At 42.5% G+C, this 25,037-nt stretch carries 25 protein-coding genes and 1 tRNA gene; 12 read left to right on the top strand and 14 right to left on the bottom strand.

Translation table 11 applies throughout. The features are described 5' to 3' along the window. Positions 1-1,587: a replicative DNA helicase gene (gene dnaB, locus DDT91_RS13270; RefSeq protein ID WP_187176678.1), complete on the bottom strand. Its 1,587-nt coding sequence runs from the start codon at positions 1,585-1,587 to the stop codon at positions 1-3. Between the two features lie 79 nt (positions 1,588-1,666). Beyond that, positions 1,667-2,374: a lycopene cyclase domain-containing protein gene (locus tag DDT91_RS13265; RefSeq protein ID WP_187176677.1), complete on the bottom strand. Its 708-nt coding sequence runs from the start codon at positions 2,372-2,374 to the stop codon at positions 1,667-1,669. A 141-nt stretch (positions 2,375-2,515) separates the two neighbouring features. On the opposite strand from DDT91_RS13265, the gene murC reads away from it, so the two are divergent. Further along, positions 2,516-3,883 (top strand): UDP-N-acetylmuramate--L-alanine ligase, encoded by a 1,368-nt coding sequence (gene murC / locus DDT91_RS13260; RefSeq protein WP_187176676.1) that lies wholly within the window; start codon positions 2,516-2,518, stop codon positions 3,881-3,883. Then, positions 3,873-4,679 carry a 3'-5' exonuclease gene (locus DDT91_RS13255; protein WP_187176675.1) on the top strand — a complete coding sequence of 269 codons (807 nt, stop codon included), beginning with the start codon at positions 3,873-3,875 and terminating at the stop codon, positions 4,677-4,679. Before murC ends, DDT91_RS13255 begins: the two co-directional genes overlap by 11 nt. Before the next feature lie 93 nt (positions 4,680-4,772). Here the strand turns inward: DDT91_RS13255 and DDT91_RS13250 are convergent, their stop codons facing one another. After that, the gene (locus DDT91_RS13250; protein ID WP_187176674.1) at positions 4,773-5,567 is read right to left on the bottom strand and encodes a M48 family metallopeptidase; all 795 of its coding nucleotides are present in this window, start codon (positions 5,565-5,567) and stop codon (positions 4,773-4,775) included. 109 nt (positions 5,568-5,676) lie between these two features. Here DDT91_RS13250 and DDT91_RS13245 point away from each other — a divergent pair, with 109 nt between their 5' ends. After that, complete coding sequence (locus DDT91_RS13245) at positions 5,677-6,165, top strand: DUF4442 domain-containing protein (RefSeq protein WP_187176673.1); 489 nt, start codon at positions 5,677-5,679, stop codon at positions 6,163-6,165. On the opposite strand, the gene DDT91_RS13240 is transcribed toward DDT91_RS13245, so the two are convergent. The 3 genes from DDT91_RS13240 to DDT91_RS13230 form a co-directional block, all read right to left on the bottom strand. Next, a complete protein-coding gene (locus DDT91_RS13240; protein WP_187176672.1) occupies positions 6,166-6,708 on the bottom strand; it encodes a hypothetical protein in 543 nt (180 codons plus the stop codon). 1 nt (position 6,709) lies between these two features. Next, positions 6,710-7,246, bottom strand: a complete 537-nt coding sequence (locus tag DDT91_RS13235) for a hypothetical protein (RefSeq protein WP_187176671.1) — start codon at positions 7,244-7,246, stop codon at positions 6,710-6,712. 249 nt (positions 7,247-7,495) lie between these two features. Then, entirely contained in the window at positions 7,496-8,227 is a 732-nt protein-coding gene (locus DDT91_RS13230; RefSeq protein WP_187176670.1) for a hypothetical protein, read from the bottom strand. A gap of 114 nt (positions 8,228-8,341) precedes the next feature. Here DDT91_RS13230 and DDT91_RS13225 point away from each other — a divergent pair, with 114 nt between their 5' ends. Together DDT91_RS13225 and DDT91_RS13220 are read left to right on the top strand one after the other, a co-directional pair. After that, entirely contained in the window at positions 8,342-9,205 is an 864-nt protein-coding gene (locus tag DDT91_RS13225) for a glutamate--tRNA ligase family protein (protein WP_187176669.1), read from the top strand. A gap of 57 nt (positions 9,206-9,262) precedes the next feature. Further along, complete coding sequence (locus DDT91_RS13220; protein WP_187176668.1) at positions 9,263-10,732, top strand: potassium/proton antiporter; 1,470 nt, start codon at positions 9,263-9,265, stop codon at positions 10,730-10,732. A 104-nt stretch (positions 10,733-10,836) separates the two neighbouring features. On the opposite strand, the gene DDT91_RS13215 is transcribed toward DDT91_RS13220, so the two are convergent. The 4 genes from DDT91_RS13215 to DDT91_RS13200 all read right to left on the bottom strand — a co-directional run bounded on the left by DDT91_RS13215 (position 10,837) and on the right by DDT91_RS13200 (position 14,440). Then, complete coding sequence (locus DDT91_RS13215; protein ID WP_187176667.1) at positions 10,837-12,318, bottom strand: S10 family peptidase; 1,482 nt, start codon at positions 12,316-12,318, stop codon at positions 10,837-10,839. 87 nt (positions 12,319-12,405) lie between these two features. Further along, positions 12,406-13,125 (bottom strand): potassium channel family protein, encoded by a 720-nt coding sequence (locus DDT91_RS13210; RefSeq protein WP_187176666.1) that lies wholly within the window; start codon positions 13,123-13,125, stop codon positions 12,406-12,408. Further along, positions 13,125-13,925: a PhzF family phenazine biosynthesis protein gene (locus DDT91_RS13205; protein ID WP_187176665.1), complete on the bottom strand. Its 801-nt coding sequence runs from the start codon at positions 13,923-13,925 to the stop codon at positions 13,125-13,127. The genes DDT91_RS13210 and DDT91_RS13205 overlap by 1 nt, the downstream gene beginning before the upstream one ends. Then, positions 13,925-14,440: a DinB family protein gene (locus tag DDT91_RS13200; protein ID WP_187176664.1), complete on the bottom strand. Its 516-nt coding sequence runs from the start codon at positions 14,438-14,440 to the stop codon at positions 13,925-13,927. The genes DDT91_RS13205 and DDT91_RS13200 overlap by 1 nt, the downstream gene beginning before the upstream one ends. 67 nt (positions 14,441-14,507) lie before the next feature. On the opposite strand from DDT91_RS13200, the gene DDT91_RS13195 reads away from it, so the two are divergent. The 6 genes from DDT91_RS13195 (at position 14,508) to DDT91_RS13170 (ending at position 21,333) form a co-directional block, all read left to right on the top strand. Then, a complete protein-coding gene (locus DDT91_RS13195) occupies positions 14,508-15,854 on the top strand; it encodes a M20/M25/M40 family metallo-hydrolase (RefSeq protein WP_187176663.1) in 1,347 nt (448 codons plus the stop codon). A gap of 111 nt (positions 15,855-15,965) precedes the next feature. Further along, positions 15,966-16,508 (top strand): ferritin, encoded by a 543-nt coding sequence (locus DDT91_RS13190; RefSeq protein WP_187176662.1) that lies wholly within the window; start codon positions 15,966-15,968, stop codon positions 16,506-16,508. A gap of 311 nt (positions 16,509-16,819) precedes the next feature. Continuing rightward, the gene (locus tag DDT91_RS13185) at positions 16,820-17,371 is read left to right on the top strand and encodes a sterol desaturase family protein (RefSeq protein WP_187176661.1); all 552 of its coding nucleotides are present in this window, start codon (positions 16,820-16,822) and stop codon (positions 17,369-17,371) included. Positions 17,372-18,029: 658 nt separating this feature from the next. Continuing rightward, positions 18,030-19,046 (top strand): helix-turn-helix domain-containing protein, encoded by a 1,017-nt coding sequence (locus tag DDT91_RS13180; RefSeq protein ID WP_187176660.1) that lies wholly within the window; start codon positions 18,030-18,032, stop codon positions 19,044-19,046. Positions 19,047-19,097: 51 nt separating this feature from the next. Continuing rightward, entirely contained in the window at positions 19,098-20,198 is a 1,101-nt protein-coding gene (locus DDT91_RS13175) for a formylglycine-generating enzyme family protein (protein ID WP_187176659.1), read from the top strand. 34 nt (positions 20,199-20,232) lie between these two features. Beyond that, complete coding sequence (locus tag DDT91_RS13170) at positions 20,233-21,333, top strand: lipase family protein (protein WP_187176658.1); 1,101 nt, start codon at positions 20,233-20,235, stop codon at positions 21,331-21,333. Between the two features lie 66 nt (positions 21,334-21,399). Here the strand turns inward: DDT91_RS13170 and DDT91_RS13165 are convergent, their stop codons facing one another. The 4 genes from DDT91_RS13165 to DDT91_RS13150 form a co-directional block, all read right to left on the bottom strand. Then, entirely contained in the window at positions 21,400-21,960 is a 561-nt protein-coding gene (locus DDT91_RS13165; protein ID WP_187176657.1) for a 1-acyl-sn-glycerol-3-phosphate acyltransferase, read from the bottom strand. Beyond that, the gene (locus DDT91_RS13160; protein WP_187176656.1) at positions 21,957-22,766 is read right to left on the bottom strand and encodes a patatin-like phospholipase family protein; all 810 of its coding nucleotides are present in this window, start codon (positions 22,764-22,766) and stop codon (positions 21,957-21,959) included. The genes DDT91_RS13165 and DDT91_RS13160 overlap by 4 nt, the downstream gene beginning before the upstream one ends. After that, the gene (locus tag DDT91_RS13155; RefSeq protein ID WP_187176655.1) at positions 22,756-23,595 is read right to left on the bottom strand and encodes an MBL fold metallo-hydrolase; all 840 of its coding nucleotides are present in this window, start codon (positions 23,593-23,595) and stop codon (positions 22,756-22,758) included. The genes DDT91_RS13160 and DDT91_RS13155 overlap by 11 nt, the downstream gene beginning before the upstream one ends. A gap of 118 nt (positions 23,596-23,713) precedes the next feature. Beyond that, a complete protein-coding gene (locus DDT91_RS13150; protein WP_187176654.1) occupies positions 23,714-24,661 on the bottom strand; it encodes an acetyl-CoA carboxylase carboxyltransferase subunit alpha in 948 nt (315 codons plus the stop codon). A 285-nt stretch (positions 24,662-24,946) separates the two neighbouring features. On the opposite strand from DDT91_RS13150, the gene DDT91_RS13145 reads away from it, so the two are divergent. Then, positions 24,947-25,020 (top strand) — tRNA-Asp (locus DDT91_RS13145). Positions 25,021-25,037: the final 17 nt, after the last annotated feature.

The raw sequence follows: 25,037 nt of genomic DNA, 5'->3' as shown, positions 1-25,037 counted from the left end.
TTAAAACGGTGCTGGTTCATTTCCACCACGAAATGCCCGGTCAATATCATCTTCGTTGGCCTTACTTGATAATTTTATCGTTTGACCGGTATCAAAAGAGGCTATCCCTGAAGCACTGGAGGTAAATTTATGGGAATACCCTATCTCACCTGCCTGATTTGGCGGATAATTGATACCTGAATCTAAGTCAGTGAACTTGGTGTATCGGCCTATGAATCTCAGTTTCACATTTTCAAGAGAACCGTTTCGGTGCTTTGCAATGATCACCTCTCCAACTCCAGCTGTAGAAGCACCGGCTTCGTCTTCGGTGATTCCGTAGTATTCCGGACGGTAAAGGAACATGACCATATCTGCATCTTGCTCGATGGCTCCAGATTCACGAAGGTCAGAAAGCTGTGGACGCTTATCTCCTCCACGAGTCTCCACCGCACGGGAAAGTTGAGAAAGGGCAATCACTGGAATACTTAATTCCTTTGCAATTTTCTTAAGAGCACGTGAAATACTTGCAATTTCCTGTTCACGGTTTCCACCTTGTCCTCCACTTTTCGAATCCCCCGACATGAGCTGGAGATAGTCAATCACAACCATTTGAATGTCGTGCTGGGCTTTGAGTTTTCGGCATTTTGCCCTCAATTCCAAAATAGAAAGCGCCGGAGTATCGTCTACAAAAAGAGGGGCTTTGGAAAGTTTAGCGGTTTTGTGCACCAATTGTGCCCATTCATGGTCTGCTAGTGTTCCTTTTTTGATTTTCTCTGAGTCCAATTCAGCTTCGGAAGAAATGAGACGGTTGACCAACTGTACAGCTGACATTTCTAATGAGAATATCGCTACAGGACGACTGTGGTCCACAGCCGCATTTCGAAGAACTGAAAGCACAAAGGCTGTTTTACCCATTGCAGGTCGGGCAGCAATGATCACCAAGTCGGATTTTTGCCAACCCGAAGTCACCCTGTCCAATGCTGTAAAGCCAGATGGAACACCGGTCAGTCCGTCTTTTTGGTTTTTTCGCTCCTCAAGTTCTGCGATGGCATCCCGCATTATGGAGCGCATATCCGAATAGTTTTTCCGAATGTTTTTCTCGGAAATTTCAAACATGGATTGCTCCATCTTATCCAAAAGTTCAAACACATCCGTGGTGTCCTCAAAAGCATCTTTTTGGATTTCTGAAGAAATCCTGATCAATTCCCTTTTGATGGACTGCTCGGTGATAATTCGGGCGTGATATTCAATATTGGCGGCTGACGCTACCTTGGAAGTGAGTTCAGTGACATAAAATGCCCCACCGGCAATTTCAAGGGTACCATTTTTACGCAGCTGAGTAGTGACCGTCAAGAGGTCGATGGGTTGACTTTCAGTAAAGAGATCGAGAATAGCCTGAAAGATGACTTTATGAGATTCCTTGTAAAAACTCTCTACTTTAAGAATATCAATGACATTGGTCAACGCATCCTTTTCCAGCATCAAGGCACCAAGAACTGCCTCTTCAAGGTCTACGGCCTGGGGAGGCACTTTTCCTAGGAAGTTGGTGGGATTATCGTAAGTAGGCTTTTTCCGGGTGATTCGGGGTGGGTTGGTGTTTTCACTCATAAAGCAAATGTATTGGCTGGAAGGCAAGAGTTTTGAACAAGTTTTCCAAAACTTATCAACATGTTCAACTCAGCAAAAATCAGGCCTTCGCAAGATCAGGCTCCTTGTAATAAACACCGTTTCGATATCCTCTGAACATGGAGCACAAAATCGCCCAGCTAAAGTGCCAAAGCATCTCTGAAACGGGAATACTCAGGATCTTGTATCCCAAAATGGGTTCATCATTAAGCATGCCATACGTATCCCAAAAATGGGGATATAGAATGCCAAAAGTGATGTAATAAATCAAAATAACTATGGCAAGTGTAGCAAATCCCGAAACCAGAGATATTCGGATCAAATCGGGGCGTTGGATCCAGATATACACCGCCAATCCCATAAAGGTTAAAAAAGTGACATAGCCGGAGTGGATTTTCAGAATCAGGCTGAAGACAGTAAGGCTTGTACATCCAAGCACCCAAAGAATAAACAAATCCTTGTTTTTCGCAGGAGTCTGTCTGTCGTAATCGATCTCTTTCTTTGTAAATGCCGAATGGATATACCCTCCCACTCCAAACATGGCAAAGCCGATAATAAAATCCTCGATCCCCGGCCACCCTTCAGCCAAAATCATTGGCGGTCTCCAATAATCATGAAAATACCATACCTCTGCAATGATTCCCATCACCCCACCAACAATCCCAACCTTCACCATTCCGCTCTTCCAAGGACTTCTTAGGTAAACTACCCCCCAAGCGAGAAGGTAAAGCAATGCCATGGTCAAATAGGCAAACTTATCCGATAACATAGGTTCAAAAATTCACAGGCCGAAAATAGCCAAAAACCATAGCCTTAAAAAAATTGGGAAAATGAAATTTAAGCTTTTCAGGTGCTCTCTCATTTTATTTTTAAGTTTGAGACTCGAAGCCATCACCTGATTTTTCGATTTATGAACAATTATCATTTCATCGCCATCGGAGGAGCAGTCATGCACAATCTTGCCCTGGCTTTAGTCCAAAAAGGCTATCATGTCACAGGAAGCGATGATGAAATCTATGAACCCTCTAGAACCCGACTGGAAAAAGCAGGCATTTTACCTGAAAAATTGGGTTGGTATCCGGAAAAAATCCATTCCAACCTGGATGGGATTATTTTGGGAATGCATGCCCGAATTGACAATCCTGAACTGATTCGAGCACAGGAATTGGGAATTCCGGTTTTCTCTTTTCCGGAATTCATCTACAACCAGAGCCAAGATAAAAAACGGGTAGTCATCGCGGGTTCCCATGGAAAAACTTCCATCACCTCCATGATTCTCCATGTACTGAAGGATCAGGGAGTAGATTTTGATTACCTCGTAGGCGCTCAAATAGATGGTTTTGAATTGATGGTCAGGCTTTCGGATGCTCCGGTGATTGTGATCGAAGGCGATGAATACCTTACCTCCCCGATAGACCGAACTCCCAAATTCTTCCATTACCATCACGATATAGCCTTGGTAAGTGGGATTGCATGGGATCATTTCAATGTGTTTCCTGATTTTGAGGACTACAAAGTACAGTTTTCTAAGTTAATGGACATGACTCCGGAAAACGGAAAACTCATCTACTGCGAGGTCGATTCCCTGGTGAAATCAGCCGCAGAAAAATCCACTACTTTAGGTCAAAAAATCCCTTATCAGGCCCATCCTGCAAAAATCCAAGATGGCAAAACCTATCTCATCACTTCTCAAGGAAAGGTTGAAATCGGGATTTTCGGGGATCACAACCTTCAAAATCTTCAGGGAGCTCTTTACACCTGTGAAGCCTTAGGAATTCACAAAGAACAGTTTTACCAATCCATCCAAACTTTCAAAGGAGCCGCAAAACGCCAGGAAATTTTGGCTAAGGGTAAAACAGGAATTTTATTTCGGGACTTTGCCCATGCACCTTCCAAACTCAAAGCCACTGTCCATGCGGTAAAAAACCAGTTTCCAGAGCGAAGGTTGATTGCTGTACAGGAACTTCACACCTACTCTTCTCTCAATAAGTCCTTCCTTCCCAACTATGCCCATAGCATGGATCAAGCGGATGTGGCGGTGATTTACCTTAATCCCCACGCAGTAGCTTTGAAAAAACTCGAGCTGATGGACGAGGCTACCTTACGGGAAGGTTTTAAGAGAAAAGATTTGATCCTGTTTACAGAAAGTGCAGCTTTAAAAGAATTTCTCTTGTCTCAGGACTATTCCAATTCCAACCTGCTTTTGATGAGTTCGGGAAATTATGATAACCTCGACCTCGAACCCTTAAAAGCTAAATTTCAATCTCATGAAGCTTAATCTTAAAAACCCCATTGCATTTTTTGATCTGGAGGCGACAGGTACCAATGTCTCTACTGACCGAATTGTGGAAATTTCCATCGTGAAGTTGACTCCGGATGGAGGACAGCAGATTTACACCCGGAGAGTCAATCCAGGTATTCCTATTCCTCTAGAAGCCTCGCTCATTCATGGGATCTATGACAAAGACATCAAAAACGAGCCTGCCTTCAAAGACATCGCCAGAGAGGTGTTCAACTTCATTGGGCAGTCTGATTTGGCTGGATTCAACGTGCTGAAGTATGATATTCCACTTTTGGTTGAGGAATTTTTGAGGTCAGGAATTGACTTTGACCTGGACAGAAGAAATCTTTTGGATGCACAGAAGATTTTCCATCTCATGGAAAAAAGAAATCTAACTGCGGCCTACAAGTTCTATTGCGGTAAAAAACTGGAAAATGCCCACAGTGCCGAAGCCGATACACTAGCTACGGTGGATGTATTTCGGGCACAGATCGAGCGTTACCTGGGTGAAGAAGTCGAAGACCTACAGGGAAATAAACTGGGTGTTTTCGAGAATGACATGAAAAAAATCCATGAGCTGGTCAATGAAAAAATGGTAGATCTCGCAGGGCGATTTGTTTTCAATTCCCAAGGTCAGGAAATCTTCAATTTTGGCAAGCACAAAGGAAAAACCATCGAACAGGCTTTGAAAGAAGAACCTGGATACTACGAATGGATGATGAAAGGCGATTTCCCTCTGGACACCAAGAGAAAACTGACTCAGGTGAAATTGCGAGCTCTCACCAACCGGTGAGAAAAGCGATGGGTAATAAATAGGTTCAGGGTTCGATGTTCTGGGTTTCACCAACCTTGAACTCCGAACCCTGAACTATTTTAACCCAAAGTTTTATTTTACTGCATTGTAATACTCCATGGCTTTAGGCATGTTGGCGTTGAGTCGCTCGATTCGGCGATCTGGACCCGGGTGAGTAGAGATAAATTCCGGAGGAGCCTCTCCTCCTGCCGCAGCCATTCTTTCCCAAAAAACCGGAGCCTGTCTTGGGTCATATCCAGCCATCGCCATAAAAATCAATCCCATCTCATCGGCTTCCAATTCATGCTTTCTTGAAAACTTCAGCATACCCAACTGAGACACTCCACCCACGGATTGAAGGAAAATCTGCTGGGTAAGCGTTGGGTTTTTTCCCATGGCGGAGGAAAGAGCCGATACTCCGAAGTTTAACAGAAGCCCATTGGACATTCTTTCTCTTGCATGTGAGGCAATCGCGTGAGCAATTTCGTGTCCCATGACCACGGCTATTCCGGTCTCGTCTTTGGTAATGGGAAGAATCCCTGTGTAAAAAGCAACTTTGCCACCGGGCATACACCAAGCATTGACTTGGTCACTCTCCAAAAGATTGAATTCCCAAGACATTTCTTTTACCAATTCTCCATATCCATTGTCCTGAAGATATTTTTCTACAGAAGCGGCCATTTTATTTCCCACTCTTGCGACCATCTGACCGTCTTTGGTGCCGGTAAGAACCTTATTGGATTTCAATGCTTTTTGGTATTCCTCATTGACAAGGGGCTGAAGTTCGGAACTTGGAACAAGCGCCAATTGGCTTCTGCCAGTCAAAGGCACTTTGGCACAGGAGTATACAAACAGTCCTAGCGCAAAAATCAAAGCAATCTTTTTCATAATTAGATTCGTTTTTCTTTTAGTAAAATTCAAAAAGAATACCAAGGTTCGGCACAGCCACAATTTTTATTAATTTGATTCCTATTAAAGGTACCTAACCCTAATTTCCATGAATTCGCTTACACCTGCTGCTCAGGACTATCAAAAAAAAATGACCCATCCTTTGATTTTTTGGTTGGCCATGTTGGTAAAGCTGCCTTCGGCCATTTTTTGGAGACTTAGGATCAAAACGCTCAATCAAAGTACCTGTGAGGTGACGATCCCCTACTTTTGGAGGTCCCAGAACCCCTTCAAATCGATCTATTTTGCCGCTTTGGCAGGTGCAGCCGAACTCAGTACAGGAGCACTTTGCCAACTGGCACTGGCAGGTCGGGGTCCGTTCAGCATGCTGGTGGTAGATTTTCGGGCAGAATATTTCAAAAAGGCCAATACCAAGATCACCTTTTCCTGTGATCAGGGAGAAGAGCTTTTTTCCTTGATTGAACAATTGAATCCGGGCGATTCCTCCCAGCTCACTTTGATTTCCACTGGCAAAAACACCTCAGGTGAAACTGTAGCAAAGTTTTATGTCACTTGGTCATTTAAAAGAAAGAATTGATCAAAGAGACTTTCTGAAACTTCCATTTACAGAGATTTCCTTTTGACCATTTGAGGTCCGGAGTACTGCCTGAAAGGTGCCTTCGACTACACCACTGTTCGCTGTGATAAGGTTAACGCTCCCAGATTCAGTAAAATACTCTTCCTCAGGTATTCCATTTTTGGTTTTGACCACCGTGATAAACCCAAGTTTTGGAAATTGCATCAGTACCGGGTATTCATTTTGAACTGGAACCATTTGATAGGTGCCAGGCTGAATTCCAGGTGGAACAGGAACTGCATTGGCTAGAATAATGGCAACTTCCAATTCTCCGGAATTGGGAGAAGGAGGAACCGAAAACAAGCTTAAGGTGGATTCAGTGGGGAGAAAAGCGTTATAATTTGGATTAACTATCCGCCCATAGTCTACATTCGAAAAGGATGCAGTCTGAGAGATGGCTCCAGAAATGTTGATAGTAAGACTGGAATTGGAAGATTGTCCATTGCAAATTCCAACTGATGCAATAAACAGAACTAAAAAAGACAAAATTGATCTACTAAACATCTTACTTGATTTTTAAAAGTTTGGCAAAACCATCATGATCCCCTGTTTGCTGAGAAGAAGAATTTACCACATTCTCCAATGGAAAATCTCCCAAATACTCTAAGCCAGCCCTTTCAACTAAAAAACCACTCATTCGGTCTCTCGATTCCTTAAAAGACACATAATCATGGATAGTGCCTTTTTCTCTGCTTGAAGATCCTATCCAAACCCAATTCCCATTGTTGTTGAATGGACCAAACATTCTGGCGTGATTGTTTGTGAAAACCCACATAAAATCGGCAAATGCAGTTTCATTCTGCGTGGGGGTCTGGGGATAAAAATCACCGTTCATTCTTCCGAAATAACCGGAAGAATGACCTAGTCTAGGACCAAAACCCGCCTCAGTGAAAGCCTGGATTAACCTTTGGCGCGATTGCGCTTCGGAAGAAGAGGCCTCATCCACAATGATCAGGTTGATAGGTTCCAAAAGCTCCCTGCCGTCCATCGCAGGTCTCCCCAGCCAGTTGGCTACCGAATCGGGATTTGCTTTTTCAAACATGAATTTTCCTATTTCAGGAAGATTTTGACTAATGCGATCAAATTCACTTTGATCAGCTTCTCTTTGACAACTCCAAAAAACGAGTGCCAAAAAAAGTAAGGCTTGGCTGTAGCGCATCATTTAAACAGAATAACTATCAATTACTTCAGCTAAATAACAACAATTTATCGAATTAGTTAGGCAAAAGTTGGAGATTCTGTGCCTCTTTGAAAAGTCGGAAGTTCCTATAATCTGATAACACTGCTATTTTCAGTCATTTAGATAGCTTTCTATCCGAAAAAAATCATTCATAGCATTTAACACTTTTTCTTTTGGCCAATCCAAAAATTCATGGCTTTGATGAAACTCATTGAACCGAATAATCAACCGGTCCCATTGGGATCGGTCCAATTGATACCTATTCATCCATTCGGTCCTTACCGAATCCGAATCAATGGCTTCCAGATATCCTGATCTTCGCTTTATCCTATTCAGCTTTTCGTCATACTGTCTTAATTGTCTATTTCGTTTGGTGAAGTAGCTGATCGGTCCATAAATTGAAAAATTAGGATTGGGAGAAAACTGATCCGTGCCGCTTGAGACCTGTTGTGCAAAAGGCTTTTCCTCTTCGGTTTCATTTTCGATCAACGTCAATTTACCATCCCTAAAACGGAATCGATAGGGCTCCGACTTCACCTGAAACGTAGGAAGTAATCTTGCCCTGTCCTGAAGTTCCAGTAGAAAATACCGCTCCTTTCCCAAGATCTGTTTTCTTTCGATAAATCCCGGAAAAGTCAAGGTAAGTGTATCCCCAATCATGGCTTGGATGGAAAAATACCCGCGGGAATTTGTCACTGTTTTTCCCTTTCCGGAAAGTGAAACTTCCACTCCTTCCAAGTATTTCTTGTCCCAAGCATCGATTACATTGCCTGAATAGCTGCTTTGAGCCACGCTTTGACAGGCAAATAGTAAAAATATAATCAGGAGGGAAACCGGCTTCATGTACTTTCAAAGGTAAAAACAGAACCTAATGCTAAAAATCGAATGCTGTTAAAGAACATTAAGAACAGGAATATTTCTCCGAACCAAAAAAATGGAATCCTTTACCTTTGAGTCATGAAGTATTCACTCACCCGTATCGCTCCCACTCCCAGTGGATTCCTGCATCTAGGAAATGCCTTTTCTTTTTTGCTGACCAAGACTTTGGCTCAAAGGCATGGTGCCAAGATTCTCTTGAGAATAGATGACTTGGATCGGGAAAGGTATCGGCCCGAGTATGTTCAGGATATTTTTGACACTTTGGACTTTTTGGAAATTCAAATTGATCTCGGTCCAAAATCTCTTTCCGAATTGGAATCTGAATGGTCACAAGTGCACCGGATGAAGCTGTATGAAGAAGCTTTGGAAGCATTAAAACATTCCGGAAAGGTTTTTTCCTGTGACTGCTCCCGAAATAAAATCCAGCAGATGGATTCAAGGGGATATTACTTAGGCCTATGCCTGGATCGAAAAATTCCACTTGACCGACCAGAGACAGCTTGGAGGGTGAATACGCTTGATTCGGATTTTTTGACATTCACTGAGTACCCAGAGATGAAAAAAACCTACCTAATCCCTGAGGAAACGGCATTTTATATTGTCAGAAAGAAAGATAAGCTGCCCGCCTATCATTTGACCTCTGTGGTAGATGATCTTCATTTTGGAGTGGATTTGATCATCAGAGGTAAAGACCTGTATCCATCTACTTTGGCTCAATTGGATCTCGCTAGGCTTCTGAACCAACCCATGTTCGGTGCCACTACTTTTCTACATCATGAAGTAATAAAAGGACCTAATCAGGCCAAACTTTCAAAATCTGCAGGTTCTTTATCTGTTCAATCTCTGAGAAAGGAGGGGAAAAATCTTGAGGATATAAAAAATCTAATTCGGAGTCTTTCAACGAGTGAAATTTTCAAACCGTATGAGAATTTAATTTTTTAAACTGCCCTAAAATTTTACTTTCTTTAGCTTTTTCAAAAATCTATTAAGAGTTCAGTTATGGTCTTGACCACAGAAAATATTCTACTTGTAGGGTCACTGCTTTTATTAATCAGTGTGATTATCGGAAAGACTTCCTACAAGTTTGGGGTTCCTACATTATTGCTCTTTTTAACGATTGGGATGCTTGCCGGATCTGATGGAATCGGGAAGATAAATTTTGATAACCCTAAGGTTGCCCAATTTATAGGCATTGTGTCTCTTAATTTCATTTTGTTCTCCGGTGGTTTGGATACCTCATGGAAAGCCGTCAAACCAATCCTGCGTCAGGGGCTTGTACTTTCTACTTTAGGAGTCTTTCTCACAGCAATAAGTTTGGGTCTTTTTGTGTATTTCATCACCGATTTTACTCTTTACGAGAGTTTGCTGCTTGGTTCGATCGTCTCCTCAACAGATGCTGCTGCAGTTTTTTCAATTTTAAGATCCAAGAGTTTAGGACTAAAAAACAATCTGAGACCTACTCTGGAACTTGAAAGTGGATCCAACGACCCCATGGCCTATGTGTTGACCATTTCATTTTTGACTTTGGTCACCAATCCCGAAAAAGACTTAGTCTCCATCATTCCTCTCTTTTTACAGCAAATGGTGATTGGTACGCTTGCTGGGTTTGGTTTCGGACGATTAAGCAAGATCATCATCAACAGCATCAAACTCGACTTTGAAGGACTTTACTCGGTATTGGTTATCGCTTTGATGTTTATCACTTTTTCGGCGACGGATTTTGTAGGTGGAAACGGGTTCTTGGCGATTTATATATGTGCGGTTTATCTGGGAAATCAAGAACTGATCCACAAAAAGTCCATTCTTCAGATGTTCGATGGTTTGGCTTGGCTGATGCAAATCGTGCTCTTCCTTACCCTAGGACTCTTGGTATTCCCATCGGATATCATTCCTTACTTAGGTTTGGGGGTGGCCATTTCTGTATTCCTGATTTTGGTAGCAAGGCCTCTCAGTGTGTTTTTGAGTTTGGTGTTTTTCAAAATGAAGATTCGAAACAAGCTCTACATTTCTTGGGTGGGATTACGGGGTGCAGTACCGATTGTATTTGCCACTTATCCCCTATTGGCGGGAGTAGAAAAGGCCCACATGATCTTCAATGTCGTATTCTTTATCTCGGTAACGTCGGTTATTTTACAAGGAACAACTCTCTCCATTGCCGCTAAATGGCTGCACGTTTCACTTCCCGAAAAGCTCAAGCCAGTATCTGACATCGAAAGACTCATCTCCGAAATTCCTAAATCCGATCTGAGAGAATTGAAAATTTTGCCGCACTTCTATGCCGTGAATAAAAGAATTCTCGATCTGAACTTTCCAAAATCGGCCTTTATCGTCATGATCAAAAGAAATGAAGAATACATTCGACCAGGCGGTTCTACGACTATTCTATCCGATGACTTATTGATGGTTCTGGCGGATAAAGAGGAGGATTTTGACTTAGTCAATGATTGTCTCGAAAAGCAAAGAGCTTGATTTCATTTCTGATTGACCTCAATCTCCAAAGTTTTTCTCCTTTAGGAAGAAGCAAAAAAGTCCGAACCTAAATCCGGACTTTTTTGCTTTTCAGGAATATCAAATCAATACTTCGCAGGCTGTCCTGGTGCGACGGAAGATTTTTGGATAAACTGTCTGATGTCTTCATTAGAAGTAGCCAAATCTTCTGCTCTCAGGTACATCATATGACCGGAACGGTAGCCTTTGAAATCAATTCGGTCTTTCATTTTTCCGTTTGGATCGATATGCCAGGTGCTGTATTTAGCATTGAAGTAGTCAGTTCCACCATCATAATAGCCTGACTGAACCATCAGGTGAAGGTATGGATTCTGACGCATGGCCGTACCCAAATCATTCCCGGTGGTTTCGTTGCTTCTATCCCAAGGATTCACTGGACCAAATAAATTATAGGTCAAATCCGTATTATACTTCAGGACATTTTTAGCATAGTGGTTGAAGGCCGGAGCAAAAGCATGATTCCAGCTAGTCAGAGCAGGGTCAAAATCGTAGGCCGATCCGGCTTCCATTCGGTCAAATCCCTTGTATCGACTGTCCAATCGACCGACGGTCATCCCATCTCTTTCTCTCAGTAATTCTTTCCAAAAAAAGCTGGTAGGAACCATCAGATTGTACTGAAGGATGACTTCTTTTTTCAATCCAGAGTAGTAGGCCATTTTCGTAGCAATCGCATCTCGCTCAGATTCAGAAAGCAAACCACCCTTAGCCATTGCAGGCAAAATCTCATTGACTGCCATAGGCTCCACAATTGCCAGGATTTCATCCAGGTCTTTTGCCTGAAGTTCGGCAGGCAGGGCTTTGTGATACCAAGCCGTAGCAGCATAATAAGGCCAGTAGTTAGCCATTTTCACGGGTCCTCCACGGTCAATCCCCATGTCTGTCGGGGACACCAAAATCACCCCGTTGAAGTACATCCAGTGAGAGTTCTGAAGCTGAGAAACTAGGCCTGCCACACGCGTGGTACCATAACTTTCACCGATCAGATACTTGGGCGAGGCCCATCGGTTTTGTCTTGTGACAAATGTATTCACCCAATCTGCCAGATACTTGATATCTGCATTGATTCCAAAGAAGGTACCTCTGGGAGTGTCTTCCTTCACGATTCGGGAATAGCCCGTATTCACAGGATCGACATACACGATATCCGCTACATCCAAAATAGAATGCGGATTGGACTTGGTTCCGTAAGGTTGAACCGGATAGCCCTCATCGTCAATATTGAGAATTACTGGACCAGTGTAGGCCAAATGCATCCAAATGGAAGCTGAACCCGGCCCTCCGTTGAACGAAATCACCAAAGGTCTTTTTGCTTTGTCGGCTACATCTGTGCGCTCGTAGTAGGTGTAAAACAAGGAGGCAATAGGCTCTCCTTTTTCATCCCAAACGGGCTGGGTTCCGGCAGTAGCTTTGTAAGGTACTCGCTTGCCCTTAATGGTAACTTCTGAAGTAGTCTCTACTTTAGACTCTACTTCTATCTTTCTTGAAGCCTGAGCAAATCCTTCATGGATCATGAGCAGCATCAAAAGACTGAGGTATATTTTTTTCATAGGGTTATGGATTGTATTTTCTACTGAAATAACATTTTTTCCATTTTGTCTCTGGCTAAAATTACAGGAATGGAATACTTATGGATTTTACTTGGTCGTGCTATAGCCCACTAATTTGGCAATAACCACCGCAGGATAAAGTATCCCGATAGTGGACAAGAAGACTGCAAGCATTTTTGACATCACGTTGACAGGAGTGTAATCTCCAAAACCGACTGTAGTCAAGCTTACCAAACTAAAATAGATATACGTTGAAAAGTCCTCATCTAAACCGGAAAGCTGCTTGTTTTGAACCAATTCATTGATTCCGGAAATCGAACTCCCGAGCAATAAATGAATCACTTCAAAACCAAAAGCACCAAGAATAGAAACCAACAGGTAAACATTGACCGCACCGATCACTCTGTAGAAATTGACTTCATGGTTTCGGAAAAGCAATCTGAAATTGACAAAAATAAAGGCCCCCATATTGAACAGACCAAAAATGCGTTCCAAGAGGTAAAATTCGACGGGAAGACTACTAAATCTCAAAATTCTTAGGGCCAACTGACATAAAAACAAGAAGGTAGTGAGGAGGATTAAAAACTTGTTGTCTGAGGACCAAATACCCGCGAAAAAAAGGAAAATGAACACCATGTTTACGAAAAACATGTTCACATGTCCATACTCTATCAAAACGGGTAGAACAAATACAGTAAAAATCAAAACAATCAGAAGGAGAACAAAACTGACGTCATTTAGCCAATACTCATTGATGTGTTTGGCTACACTTCGTAAGCTAGATTTGACTACCCCATTATTTTCCATTATTGGCCAAGGTAGATATTTCCTCTGAGTACTGCCACAGCCTGTCCTTTGAGCAATACGCGATCATCATGCTTTTCCAGTAACAGGATACCGCCTCTTTTGCTGGCCTGAAAAGCTTTCAATTGGGTTTTGGAAGTTTTTTGATTCCAGTAATCCATCAAAGCACAATGTGCAAAACCGGTCACTGGATCTTCAGGAACTCCCACATTGGGTCCAAAAAACCGGCTGACAATATCATAATCCTTGCCTTGCGCGGTGACAATGAACCCCTCTTCACTGTTTTCGGAGATTTTAGCAAAATCAGGAACCAAGTCCCGAACAGATTGCTCATCCTCCAATTCGAAAATCCAGTTTCGCCGGAGTTGAGCGGCTTGGACGATCCTTTTGCCAAATAATTCCTGGGAGAACACCGGGTGAATGTCAAGATAAGTGGGAATCAATGGAAAATCCATGGTGAGACTAGCCGATTCGCATTTCACTCGAAGTTCTCCGCTGCGGGTTTGAAATCTGACTGTCTGTCCCTCGTGAGCCCAGCCTGACTGTAGCATCCAAAAGGATGAAGCAAGAGTAGCATGCCCACACAGATCAATTTCCAAAGTCGGAGTAAACCACCGGAGTAAAAAGTTTCCATGTTCATTGGTCTTTTCCACGAAAGCGGTCTCACTTAAATTCATTTCCATGGCGATTGCCTGCATCTGCTCCTTGGTCAAGGGATGCTCTAGTAGGCATACGCCTGCGGGATTCCCCGAAAACGGTTTATCTGTAAATGCATCAACTACTGCTATTGGTATGGAGCTCATCAATATCGGCTGTTTAGAACTTGTAAATGGTGGATAAAATGCCCGGGGATAATCCAAAATAATGCCCTTGGAGAGATCGGCTTTTGATTGGCATTTCCTACCAGATCCAAGGTACTTTCCGAAATGGTTTTAACCAAAGTCAACAAAGCCTTTCTCTGAGCTTCAAAATCCTCCAAGAGATCATCTAAAGAAACTTTCTGAAAATTGGCGTTAAGGACATATTGATTCTCATCAAAACCCGGTAAGGATTGCTTTTCTCCTCTGGAAAAACAAAGTGCTCTGAAGGTCATGATCCTCTCGGTGTCTATAAGGTGCCCAAGGACTTCCTTTGGAGTCCATTTTCCTTCTGCATAGGCTATGGACTCCCATCCGAGAGGTTTGGAAGAAAATAGATTCCTGATTTCTGCAATTTGACTGGAAATCAACTCTGAAAAAGGGACCTCTGGGATTTTTTCCAAGTAGGTTTCGTAGTAGCTCGGATATTCACCTTTGCTGGGTAATGAAAATGTGTTCATGTAAAATATCGATGTTGGACAAGACTTCTGGGATAAATTTAGGATTAAGAAAAAAACCAAACCTACCATGCGTAAAATTTTATTCACCCTTGCCCTTGGAATTTGCTCCTTGGGAAGTTTTGCCCAGCAGGCAGTCATCCGAAATCCTGAGATAGAATTGTTGGTGCAACAGGTTTCTTCGGACAGTCTGAAAAAATACATTTATGACCTCTCCTCTTTCCATTCTCGTCACACACTCAATACGGACGAGAAAAACGGGATGATCGCTGCACAGCGCTACGTGCTGAGTAAATTCAATCAGTTTGCCAAAACTTCCAATGGCCGGATGACAGCACAAATCGAGGAGTTTGTCACTCCTGGAGATGGTAGAAGGATTGTTGCGGATTCAAAAGTAGCCAATGTGGTGGCCACGCTAAAGGGCACCAACCCCAATGACAAGAGAGTTTTCATCGTATCTGGTCATTTGGATTCCAGAAACAGAGATGTGATGGATGCCACAGGTGCCGCACCCGGTGCCAATGACGACGGAAGCGGTGTGGCGGTAGTAATGGAATTAGCGAGAGTATTGGCGGAAAAAGAGTTCTCTGCCACCATCTTATTTGTCGCCTTCACAGGAGAAGAGCAGGGATTGAAAGGCGCTACCTATCTGGCAGATAAGGCTAAATCCGAAGGTTGGCAGATCGAGGCGGTCCTTAACAACGATATTGTGGGCAACAGCAACTCCTCTGAAACCCTGATCAGCAACAATACCGTGATGCGGGTATTTTCAGAAACGGTGCCTTTGGCCGAAGATGAAAGAGGCGCAGCCATCCGCAGATCTACCAACTCCGACAATGACAGTCCTTCACGACAGTTGGCAAGGTACATCAAAGAGATTGGTGAGCGTTATGTGGATCACATGGAAGTGAAACTGATTTACCGCAGTGACCGATTCCTAAGAGGCGGAGACCAGACTCCTTTTATGCGAAATGGATTTACTGCAGTAAGAATGTCAGAGATGAATGAAAACTTTCTGCATCAACATGAAAATGTAAGAGTAGAGAATGGGATTCAGTATGGAGACCTTCCCGAATTCATGGATTTTGAATACTTAAGAAAGGTTTCTGCGGTGAATTTATCATCAGCGGCTTCTTTGGCCAATTCTGCGGGAATGCCTCAGGAAGTGAGAATCGATGTCAGAGGACTGACCAACAAGTCTGATTTACTTTGGAAAGCACCGGTTCAAGGTAAGGCGAAGGGATACTACGTCTTGATAAGAGAAACCTCCTCTCCTATGTGGGAAAAGAAATTTTTCACTACTGAGACATCCATTTCGCTTCCGTATAGCAAAGATAATTACTTCTTTGCTGTGCAGTCGGTAAGTGAAACCGGAGAGGAGAGTTTGGCTGTGTTTCCTTCTCCTTTGACCCGATAATACCGGAAATTCAAATTAAACCAATTCTAAATTTTGAAATAAAATACGGGTTGGGGAATCTTTTAGCGGGCTGATTTAGTTAAGTTTAGGTAATAAATTTTATTGACTACTATGAAACAGAAAGAAATCGTAACGCTGCAGCGTTCCCTACTTCCCGATACAGAAGCCCTCCTCAACAAACAAATTGAAATGGAGGGGAAATCTTCCGCATATTATTTGTCTATGGCTTCTTGGTGCCATATGATGGGCTATGCGAATGCGGCTAAGTACCTCTATACTCATGCAGATGAGGAGAGAATGCACATGATGAAGATTTTCCAATATGTAAATGAGGCGGGCGGCCATGCCATCCAGCCTGAAATCACCGGGATTCGGCACAATTTCAACTCTCTTAGAGAAGTATTTGAACTAATTTTGGAGCACGAAATCAAGGTAACTAAGTCTATCAATAACATTGTAGATCACGCCTTCGGTGTAAAGGACTTTGCTACCTTCAGCTTTATGCAATGGTATGTGACCGAGCAGCGGGAGGAAGAAACTATGTCCAGAAGAGCTCTCGAACTCTTTGACATTATCGGAGAGGAAGGAATAGGACTTTGGACTATCGATCAGGAGTTGGGCAAGCTTCATGCGGCTGCTGGAACCGGAGAATGAAAATCAGACTTGGGATAAATTTAAAGCGGCTTCGGCCGCTTTTTTTGTGCTTTTAAAATTGAACCTCAGTTTAGATTTTTTTGGAAAGTTTACTAAGACTCAAGCCCAAGGGATAGTTTAATTGCAAAAATTACCAACTCAACTATTTTTCATTCAGAATATTGGAAAAACACAAGAACTCAACTTTGTAACACGCAAAACCGGCAATTCATGGTGATTCGGATGAAATATCTTCATCAAAAAAAATCAGCATGAAAACCCAATCAAAAAATCTTAGTAAAACCATCCGGATTTGTTTCTTCAAAGCAGGAATGATCCTTTCCGTGGTTTTCTCAATCGGTTTTTATTTAAAAGGAACTCCCGGATATTTTATTATTTTATTTTTCGGAGGCTGGCTGACTTGGACCTTTGTAGAATATGGCGTTCATCGTTTTTTAATGCATGAACTTCTCATTCCCGGGCAAAAAGACAACCTTTTTCATCATCATGAACACCATAGCCATCCCCAAAATCTAAGGGTTAATTTTCTGCACAGACTTATCACTTTGTTTTTGGGTGTTGTAATACTTTGGACGGCAATTCTTCGTAATGATAGCTTCAGCATTTTTGCGGGCTTTTTTACAGGTTTCTTACTATACAACTATTTGCATTATTTACTCCATCAACCCATCTGCAGATATATTTTTCCCAAAATCCAAAGAGCCCACATTTTACATCATTCCCGATTTCCAAATCAAGGGTATAGTTTTAGTACCATTTTATGGGATTGGTTATTTGGTACATTGGCACCTAAGAACTTTGAAATCACAGATAAAATGAGAGAAAACTACTTCAAATCTTCAAGGTCTGGAAAAAGCGAATGACCGATGAATAGTGAAAAAAATCCACGGATTTCCCTCTTACAATTTTCTAAACCAAAGATTCTTTGGTTTTTTGATTTCGAAAATTCGACAAGAAAATAGGATTCAATTCCAAAAAATTAAATCTGTGATGCTTTTAAACATTGGAACATAAATCATGAAAAGGCGAAAATCCAATCCCTATTAACTGAGCCTCTTCAATTACACCCGGGATCTGATCACAATTTTTCACATTACCACGCATCACTTGCTCTCTAAACGAGCTTTATGTCCGAAAAATCCACCCATTGATCCTCAAAACATAATTTAAATGATGCAGATTTCCGATAACCTCCTCATAAATAAGGACATGGAGAAAAATGGAAAACTAAATCCAATTATTTAAACTAAAATCTATTTGGTTAAAAAAGAAATTAAATTCAAGGATTTTCCAACTATGTTAGTATGCCTAAGTTAAATCTCATTGGTTAAATATCATCTTTGTTTTTACCTATATTTTCTGAATAAAATCAAATTGAATATTACCCAAACTAACATCTAAGGCAATACCAAACCTGGCAGGCAATCTTTAGACATTAAGGATTAGAAGTGGATGTTTAAATATTTTTTATATTATGTATGACTATTTTCGAATACAAGATTTTGTATAAGGACCGAAATCATGACCAATCCTGCACATAACACCCAAGCGCAGTTTTTTCAAACCTTGAAAAACTCGATACCTGCTTATTCATCTTTGGTAGATGAGGTAGCAGAGATTCTAAATGTAAGTGTGGACAGTGCCTACAGACGGATCAGAGGAGAAAAACTCCTGGATTTTGATGAGTTAAGACTGCTGTGTCAAAGGTTTAATGTTTCACTGGATAAATTTTTCAGTCTGGATTCAAATTCCATAGTCTTCCAGGGCAGACTTAATAATTATCATGAGGATGCGTTCAAAATTTGGATGGAAGACGTCTTAGCGCAGCTTAACCTGGTCAATAGCTTCAGTCATCGACATGTTTATTTTTTGGTAAAAGACATGCCCCCATTTCACCATTACTACCATCCTACATTAGCCGGATTCAAATTCTTTTTTTGGATGAAATCCATTCTTTACTATGAGAGTTTGAAAAACGAAAAATTCACTTTGGAAAAAAATTATTTTGCCCCCTATCAAGACCTGACTCAAAAAATCCTCCGTGTGTACAACAAAGTTCCTACCTCCGAAATATGGAATGAAGAAGGACTGAATACTACCCTGCGGCAAATCGAAGTATATCACGAAATGGGTTTGATCGACAATTCAGGAATCACCCTTCAACTTTACCAATGCGTCCTGGAAGTCATTGATCACCTGGAAAAAATGGCCGAAAACGGTAAAAAATCCATACTAGGACATCCTCCATCAGAAGACAGTGCGGAATATAGGCTTTATCTCAATGAGATTGTTTTGGGGGATAACACGTTCATGGCTGAAATCGGAGACACTAAGATCACTTACCTCAATCACAGTGTCATCTACTTCGTGGGTTCAACAGATCAAAAATTCAATGAAGGCATGTTCCGTAACCTAGATAACCTGATGAAAAAATCCACTTTGATCTCAGGAACGGGGGAAAAAGAGCGAAAGCAATTTTTCAATAAGCTTCGGAAAAAAGTTCAGGCCAAAATCGCATTGGTAGAAATTGAAAAGTAATCCCTTTCTAATGAAAATGTAATAATGGATAGCAACTCTTATATTTCGACAATGAAATCAAGTGTTGCCTTCATCCTTTTCGGATTCACTCTGGGATTATTCTCCTGTAATTCCTCATCTACTCATCCTGCTTCCAACTCCACAACGGTTGATCAGATCATCAAATTTGCTGACCCAGAACCTCCTGTCAAAGAACAGGGAATGGTTTGGATTCCTGGAGGTGAGTTCATCATGGGAACCAATGAAGCAGACGCATACGAAGCCGAGAAACCTGCCGTAAACGTAAAGGTATCGGGATTTTGGATGGATGCTACCGAGGTAACCAATGCCCAATTTGAAGAGTTTGTCAAAGCCACCGGGTACGTTACCGTAGCTGAGAGGACCATAGACTGGGAAGAGCTCAAAAAACAACTCCCTCCCGGTACACCAAAACTCGATGAATCCGCACTTCAGCCAGGTTCTTTGGTTTTTACCCCACCATCCCAACCTGTTCCTCTCACGGACATATCCCAATGGTGGACCTGGACCCCAGGCGCTAACTGGAGACATCCCGAAGGACCCGAAAGCAACCTACAAGGGAAGGAAAATCATCCCGTGGTACATATCGCTTTTGAGGATGCAGAGGCCTATGCCAAATGGGTGGGGAAAAGACTTCCTACCGAATTTGAGTGGGAATTTGCAGCAAGAGGCGGAGTCAATGGAAAGCGCTTTGCATGGGGGGACGAACTCACTCCCGAAGGAAAATTCCTGGCCAATACTTTTCAGGGAAATTTTCCCAATCGAAATGAAGGAGCCGACGGATACCTTGGCACTTCCCCGGTAAGCTCCTTTCCTGCCAATTCTTTTGGGCTATACGATATGATCGGAAATGTTTGGGAACTTACTTCCGACTGGTACGATGCGCTCAAATTTGCGCGAATCGCAGGACATGCGCCCAAGTTGGATGCAGGAATGAATCCATGTTACAATCCGAATAATCCCTACGCCATGGAGCGGGTAATCAAAGGGGGGTCTTTTCTCTGTGCACCCAACTACTGCGTCAACTACCGACCTTCTGCCAGGCAAGGTCATGCCTTCGACTCCGGTACTTCCAACGTGGGATTTCGCTTGGTCAAGGACCCTGTGGACAATAAATTGGGTTTGAACCAATAGGGGAAAAAGAAGTTTTTTAGAAAATTTTAATTCTATGATCAAACGATCACTAGTCTCTTTTTGTATTCTTTTCGGATCTGTGATACAGGCTTTAGCCCAACTTCAACCCGGGTTTTCCCCAGAAGAATACCGGGATTTCTTGGGAATGACTGCCGGAAGTGTGAAGGACACCGCTTTTACCAGAGGGATACCTCAAAATCCGAAATTCAGCCTGATCTATGAATCCCCATTGGTGGGCTTGGAAAATAAATGGTATCTGTGGATCGAAGAAGGAAAAAAAACTGCCTGGTTTACTATAAGGGGGACTGCCAATAATCCAACTTCCTGGCTTGCCAACTTCTATGCGGCGATGATTCCCGCCAAAGGAAGCCTTAAAATCAGAGATGATTATCAATTCAATTATCAATTTGCTGAGTATCCCAAGGCTGCCGTGCATGTTGGGTGGACCTTATCCACCGGTGCATTGGCTGAAACTTTGGTCCCCAAAATAGACTCTTTATATCAGGCAGGGTTTCGGGATTTTATGATTTCGGGGCATAGTCAAGGTGGGGCAATTGCTTACCTGATGACCGCACATCTTCATCAGCTTAAGAAAGAGGGACGCTGGGATGATCACATTAGGATCAAAACCTATGCAAGTGCCGCCCCAAAACCAGGCAATCTGTTTTTTGCCTACCATTATGAATTTATCACCCAAGGAGGTTGGGCTTTCAACGTGGTCAATGCTTCAGATTGGGTACCCGAAGTACCTTTTTCCATCCAAACAGTCAATGATTTCAATATGGTAAATCCTTTTTCAGATGCTTCCGAGTTTATCAAAGAACAGAAGTTTCCACAAAAACTGGTTTTTAAAAAGGTCTACAACAAACTCAATAAACCAACCCAAAAGGCTCAGAAGAACTTTGAAAAATTCCTGGGAAAATACGCAGGAAAGCAAGTTCTAAAAACCTTGCCTGAATATCAGTCTCCCAGTTATTTCCAGAGTAATCATTTTACCCGAACGGGTAATTTTATCGTACTTCAGCCAACTGACTCTTATCGAAAAATTTTCCCAGATGATAAAGAAAAGGTCTTTCTTCACCACGGATTGAGACCTTACTACTTTTTGCTAAAGGAGCAGTTTGATTTGGAGTGATTTGGTCTTCTGCGAGTTATAACTTTCCCAAAGTTTATACCCTTGGAAAAGTTTTGGAAATCCTGCTTAAATTATACCCTTCTCCGGATGCTTTCCGGTGACGGTTCTTCCAAAGGCTTTCATCTCCTCTATTTGCCCGTCCATATCTCCATTTGGATAAATGCAGGGACCGATTCCAGCCTCCTTCTTTTTGTAGTCAAGATATCCCACCACTACTGGAACATTTGCTCCAAGTGCAATGTGATAAAACCCTGTCTTCCATTTTTTTACCGCACTCCTTGTTCCTTCCGGCGTTACCATCACGACAAGTTCATCCCTCTCATTCAGCATCTGAATCATCGCTTCGGTATAGGTTTGTTTTCTTCCGCCTGGGATTCTTTTTCGGTCGATCGGAATTGCTCCCAAACCTGAAAGCAGCCAACCCAGAGGCCCGATCATTACTTCCTTCTTGATGGTGAACCTTACGGGAATATCCATCAGGTAGAAAGCCGCCCGTGCATACAAAATATCCCAATTAGAAGTGTGGGGAATGGCGATCAAGACAGCCTTTTTCAATCCTTTCGGCCAATTGGCATTCAATTTCCAGCCCGTTATCCAGAAGATAAATCGGGAAAGTACTTTCATCATAGAGTTTCGGTTTTTTCTTTTTTGGGTTTGCTGATCAGGTCTTGCATGGAGGGGTTTTCTTCAAATACCTTCATCGTCTGATCGTATCCTGCCTGAAATAGCTCAGGCGCTTTTTTGATATCAAATACACCATATTTCCCCAATCCAGGTGCTTCGATAAAATAATCGCACTTCGATTTGCGACTGTAAACATTGAAATTCATCGTCATGATCACCGATCGCTCGATCAGATTTTTCATATTTCGGATGTTGCTTTCTTCAGGAAGATGGTTGCAATTGACTCCAATTACCACATCGCAGATACCTTCCAAAGGCTCAACAGGAAGATTATTCAAGACTCCTCCATCTACCAAATATTTATTTTCCAAGTGGATGGGTGCAAACATGCCGGGTATGCAGGACGAGGCCATGATGGGCTTGATCAGTTCACCCTCATCGAAATACACTACTTTTCCCTTTCGAATATCTGTTGCTGCTACCGCCAGAGGAGTCTTCAGCTTTGAAAAATCATCGTGTGGAAAATAGATTTTATACAAGTCCGCCAGACTCTCCATTTTCAAAATACCCTTCCAGGAGATAGCTGGCCGCATAAACCGGAAATAGTTAGTCTCGACAATGATCTTCATCACCTCCTCTGGATGATAGCCTTGGCAGTACATGGCACCGGCGATGGCACCGGCAGAACTTCCTGAAACTTTGGAAGGAGTGATTCCAAGTTCGTTGAGCGCTTTCAGCACTCCCAAATGAGAGATTCCACGTACCCCACCACCAGAAAGTGCCAAGCCGATTTTAGGTTTAGAGCTCATCTAGACGGAAAGTTTGATCAAGACGCACACCTTTTTCAGTCATCTTTACCGTGCAACATTCATTGACCGGGTCATGCTCCAGAAAAAGAACATAGTTTTCACGGGCAGCCTCTTCAAGAAATTTTTGCTTTTCACTCATGGTGATCAAAGGTCGGGTGTCGTAGCCCATCACGTAGGGCAAAGGGATATGTCCTACGGAAGGAAGCAAATCCGCCATAAATACTACCGTATATCCTTTATAGGAAATTTTTGGAAGCATTTGCTTGTCGGTATGCCCGTCTACGGTGATAAAATCAAAACCCGGAAAAAGTGATTTTTTATCTAACTCCACAAATTTCAACACCCCATGGTCCTGCATGGGTTGAATATTTTCTTCTAAAAAAGAAGCCTTTTCTCTCGGGTTAGGCACAGTAGCCCACTGCCAATGATCCGCATTGGACCAATAAGTAGCCCGCGGAAAGGTAAGTTCATACTGACCGTGTGAACCATAACGAATCCCTCCTCCGCAATGATCAAAATGCAGATGGGTCAAAAACATATCCGTAATGTCTGTGGGATGCACGCCTAGGTTTCGGAGACTTTGATCCAAAGAAGCCTCTCCATGCAGGTAATAGTGAGAAAAAAATTTGGCGTCCTGCTTATCTCCTATTCCATTGTCGATCAGAACCACCCGATCTCCATCTACTGCCAGCATGCAACGCATGGCCCAGGTGCAGAGGTTGTTTTCATCGGCTGGGTTGGTGCGGGACCAAAGTGTTTTTGGCACGACACCAAACATCGCCCCACCGTCCAATTTGAAAAACCCGGTATCTATCGTGTATAATTCCATGTTTGGTTATCCGAAGGGTTTAAAAACCAAAAGCAACCTTTCCCAGGGTGGACAGATTGCTTTTTGGTTTTTTTAAAAGGCTTGCGTTTCCGCTTTTTCAAATTTCTAACTACAAATCTTACTCTACTACCACGCCCATGGAGCAGAATTTTTCAATTCGCTGCTCAATTCGCTTTTCCGGCTTCATTTTATCGAGTTCTTTCAGGGCATTTACAATCACTTCTTTGATAGTTCGGGCCATCAGTTTCAGATCTTTGTGCGCTCCACCCAGTGGCTCGGGAATTATGTCGTCAACCAATCCATTGGCTTTCATGTCTTTGGCGGTCAACTTCAGGGCTTCAGCAGCTTGCTCTTTGTAGTCCCATGATCTCCATAGAATGGAGGAACAGGATTCTGGAGAAATTACAGAGTACCAAGTATTTTCCAACATATATACTTTATCCCCAATAGCAATACCCAAAGCACCTCCGGAAGCGCCTTCACCGATAATAATACAGATGACGGGCACTTTGAGCATAAACATCTCCTTCAGGTTTCTTGCGATTGCTTCACCTTGGCCTCTTTCCTCTGCTTCCAATCCCGGAAATGCTCCTGGAGTATCGATCAAGGTAACAATAGGTTTACCGAATTTCTCTGCCATCTTCATCAATCGAAGTGCTTTACGGTAACCTTCAGGATTGGCCATACCGAAGTTGCGTTCCTGTCTTTGTTTGGTGTTTCGGCCTTTTTGCTGTCCGATAAACATGACCGTACGACCATCGATATCTCCAAGCCCACCGACCATCGCTTTGTCGTCTTTCACGGTACGATCACCATGAAGCTCTATGAAGTCATTGGTGATTTCATAAATATAGTCAAGGGAATAAGGACGGTCCGCATGTCTGGAAAGCTGCACCCGCTGCCAGCGAGTGAGGTTGTCAAAAGTCTCTTTTTTCAAAGCCAGGATTTTTTCTTCTAAAGACTCAATATCACTGCTTAGATCAATATTTCGGCCTTTGGCCAAGTCTTTCATCTCCTGAAGTTTTTGCTCTAAATCAGCAATGGGTTTTTCGAATTCTAATACCATTTTGGTGATTTTTGGAAGAAGCAAAGATAAGGATAATCCCTGTTTGACAAACCCAAAATAAGGAACATGGGGCAACATAAATCCTTAAAATTATTGAACTGAAAAAGAATCAGATAGCCAAAAATGTAAAAAATATTGGCTTAGAATCTTGCATCAAACTATCAATTACCTACCTTTGCACCACTTCAAAAGCGAAGGTAAACGGAGTGGTAGTTCAGCTGGTTAGATGCTTGTCCCGATACATCGGGAAGGTCGCTAGTCAGGGTTCATCGTCCGAAAACAAACGGAGTGGTAGTTCAGCTGGTTAGAATGCCTGCCTGTCACGCAGGAGGTCGCGGGTTCGAGTCCCGTCCATTCCGCATTAAAGTAAAAAGCT

The sequence above is a fragment of the Algoriphagus sp. AK58 genome (assembly GCF_014324365.1).
Classification (GTDB): domain Bacteria; phylum Bacteroidota; class Bacteroidia; order Cytophagales; family Cyclobacteriaceae; genus Algoriphagus.
Note: the sequence above shows the minus strand (reverse complement) of the source record. Positions and strands in the feature narration are given on the sequence as shown.

What these genes read in the sequence shown, in the direction of transcription:
- dnaB (WP_187176678.1), bottom strand. Translation starts at nt 1,587, where the DNA reads ATGAGTGAAAACACCAACCCACCCCGAATCACCCGGAAAAAGCCTACT.
- DDT91_RS13265 (WP_187176677.1), bottom strand. Translation starts at nt 2,374, where the DNA reads ATGTTATCGGATAAGTTTGCCTATTTGACCATGGCATTGCTTTACCTT.
- murC (WP_187176676.1), top strand. Translation starts at nt 2,516, where the DNA reads ATGAACAATTATCATTTCATCGCCATCGGAGGAGCAGTCATGCACAAT.
- DDT91_RS13255 (WP_187176675.1), top strand. Translation starts at nt 3,873, where the DNA reads ATGAAGCTTAATCTTAAAAACCCCATTGCATTTTTTGATCTGGAGGCG.
- DDT91_RS13250 (WP_187176674.1), bottom strand. Translation starts at nt 5,567, where the DNA reads ATGAAAAAGATTGCTTTGATTTTTGCGCTAGGACTGTTTGTATACTCC.
- DDT91_RS13245 (WP_187176673.1), top strand. Translation starts at nt 5,677, where the DNA reads ATGAATTCGCTTACACCTGCTGCTCAGGACTATCAAAAAAAAATGACC.
- DDT91_RS13240 (WP_187176672.1), bottom strand. Translation starts at nt 6,708, where the DNA reads ATGTTTAGTAGATCAATTTTGTCTTTTTTAGTTCTGTTTATTGCATCA.
- DDT91_RS13235 (WP_187176671.1), bottom strand. Translation starts at nt 7,246, where the DNA reads ATGTTTGAAAAAGCAAATCCCGATTCGGTAGCCAACTGGCTGGGGAGA.
- DDT91_RS13230 (WP_187176670.1), bottom strand. Translation starts at nt 8,227, where the DNA reads ATGAAGCCGGTTTCCCTCCTGATTATATTTTTACTATTTGCCTGTCAA.
- DDT91_RS13225 (WP_187176669.1), top strand. Translation starts at nt 8,342, where the DNA reads ATGAAGTATTCACTCACCCGTATCGCTCCCACTCCCAGTGGATTCCTG.
- DDT91_RS13220 (WP_187176668.1), top strand. Translation starts at nt 9,263, where the DNA reads ATGGTCTTGACCACAGAAAATATTCTACTTGTAGGGTCACTGCTTTTA.
- DDT91_RS13215 (WP_187176667.1), bottom strand. Translation starts at nt 12,318, where the DNA reads ATGAAAAAAATATACCTCAGTCTTTTGATGCTGCTCATGATCCATGAA.
- DDT91_RS13210 (WP_187176666.1), bottom strand. Translation starts at nt 13,125, where the DNA reads ATGGAAAATAATGGGGTAGTCAAATCTAGCTTACGAAGTGTAGCCAAA.
- DDT91_RS13205 (WP_187176665.1), bottom strand. Translation starts at nt 13,925, where the DNA reads ATGAGCTCCATACCAATAGCAGTAGTTGATGCATTTACAGATAAACCG.
- DDT91_RS13200 (WP_187176664.1), bottom strand. Translation starts at nt 14,440, where the DNA reads ATGAACACATTTTCATTACCCAGCAAAGGTGAATATCCGAGCTACTAC.
- DDT91_RS13195 (WP_187176663.1), top strand. Translation starts at nt 14,508, where the DNA reads ATGCGTAAAATTTTATTCACCCTTGCCCTTGGAATTTGCTCCTTGGGA.
- DDT91_RS13190 (WP_187176662.1), top strand. Translation starts at nt 15,966, where the DNA reads ATGAAACAGAAAGAAATCGTAACGCTGCAGCGTTCCCTACTTCCCGAT.
- DDT91_RS13185 (WP_187176661.1), top strand. Translation starts at nt 16,820, where the DNA reads ATGATCCTTTCCGTGGTTTTCTCAATCGGTTTTTATTTAAAAGGAACT.
- DDT91_RS13180 (WP_187176660.1), top strand. Translation starts at nt 18,030, where the DNA reads ATGACCAATCCTGCACATAACACCCAAGCGCAGTTTTTTCAAACCTTG.
- DDT91_RS13175 (WP_187176659.1), top strand. Translation starts at nt 19,098, where the DNA reads ATGAAATCAAGTGTTGCCTTCATCCTTTTCGGATTCACTCTGGGATTA.
- DDT91_RS13170 (WP_187176658.1), top strand. Translation starts at nt 20,233, where the DNA reads ATGATCAAACGATCACTAGTCTCTTTTTGTATTCTTTTCGGATCTGTG.
- DDT91_RS13165 (WP_187176657.1), bottom strand. Translation starts at nt 21,960, where the DNA reads ATGATGAAAGTACTTTCCCGATTTATCTTCTGGATAACGGGCTGGAAA.
- DDT91_RS13160 (WP_187176656.1), bottom strand. Translation starts at nt 22,766, where the DNA reads ATGAGCTCTAAACCTAAAATCGGCTTGGCACTTTCTGGTGGTGGGGTA.
- DDT91_RS13155 (WP_187176655.1), bottom strand. Translation starts at nt 23,595, where the DNA reads ATGGAATTATACACGATAGATACCGGGTTTTTCAAATTGGACGGTGGG.
- DDT91_RS13150 (WP_187176654.1), bottom strand. Translation starts at nt 24,661, where the DNA reads ATGGTATTAGAATTCGAAAAACCCATTGCTGATTTAGAGCAAAAACTT.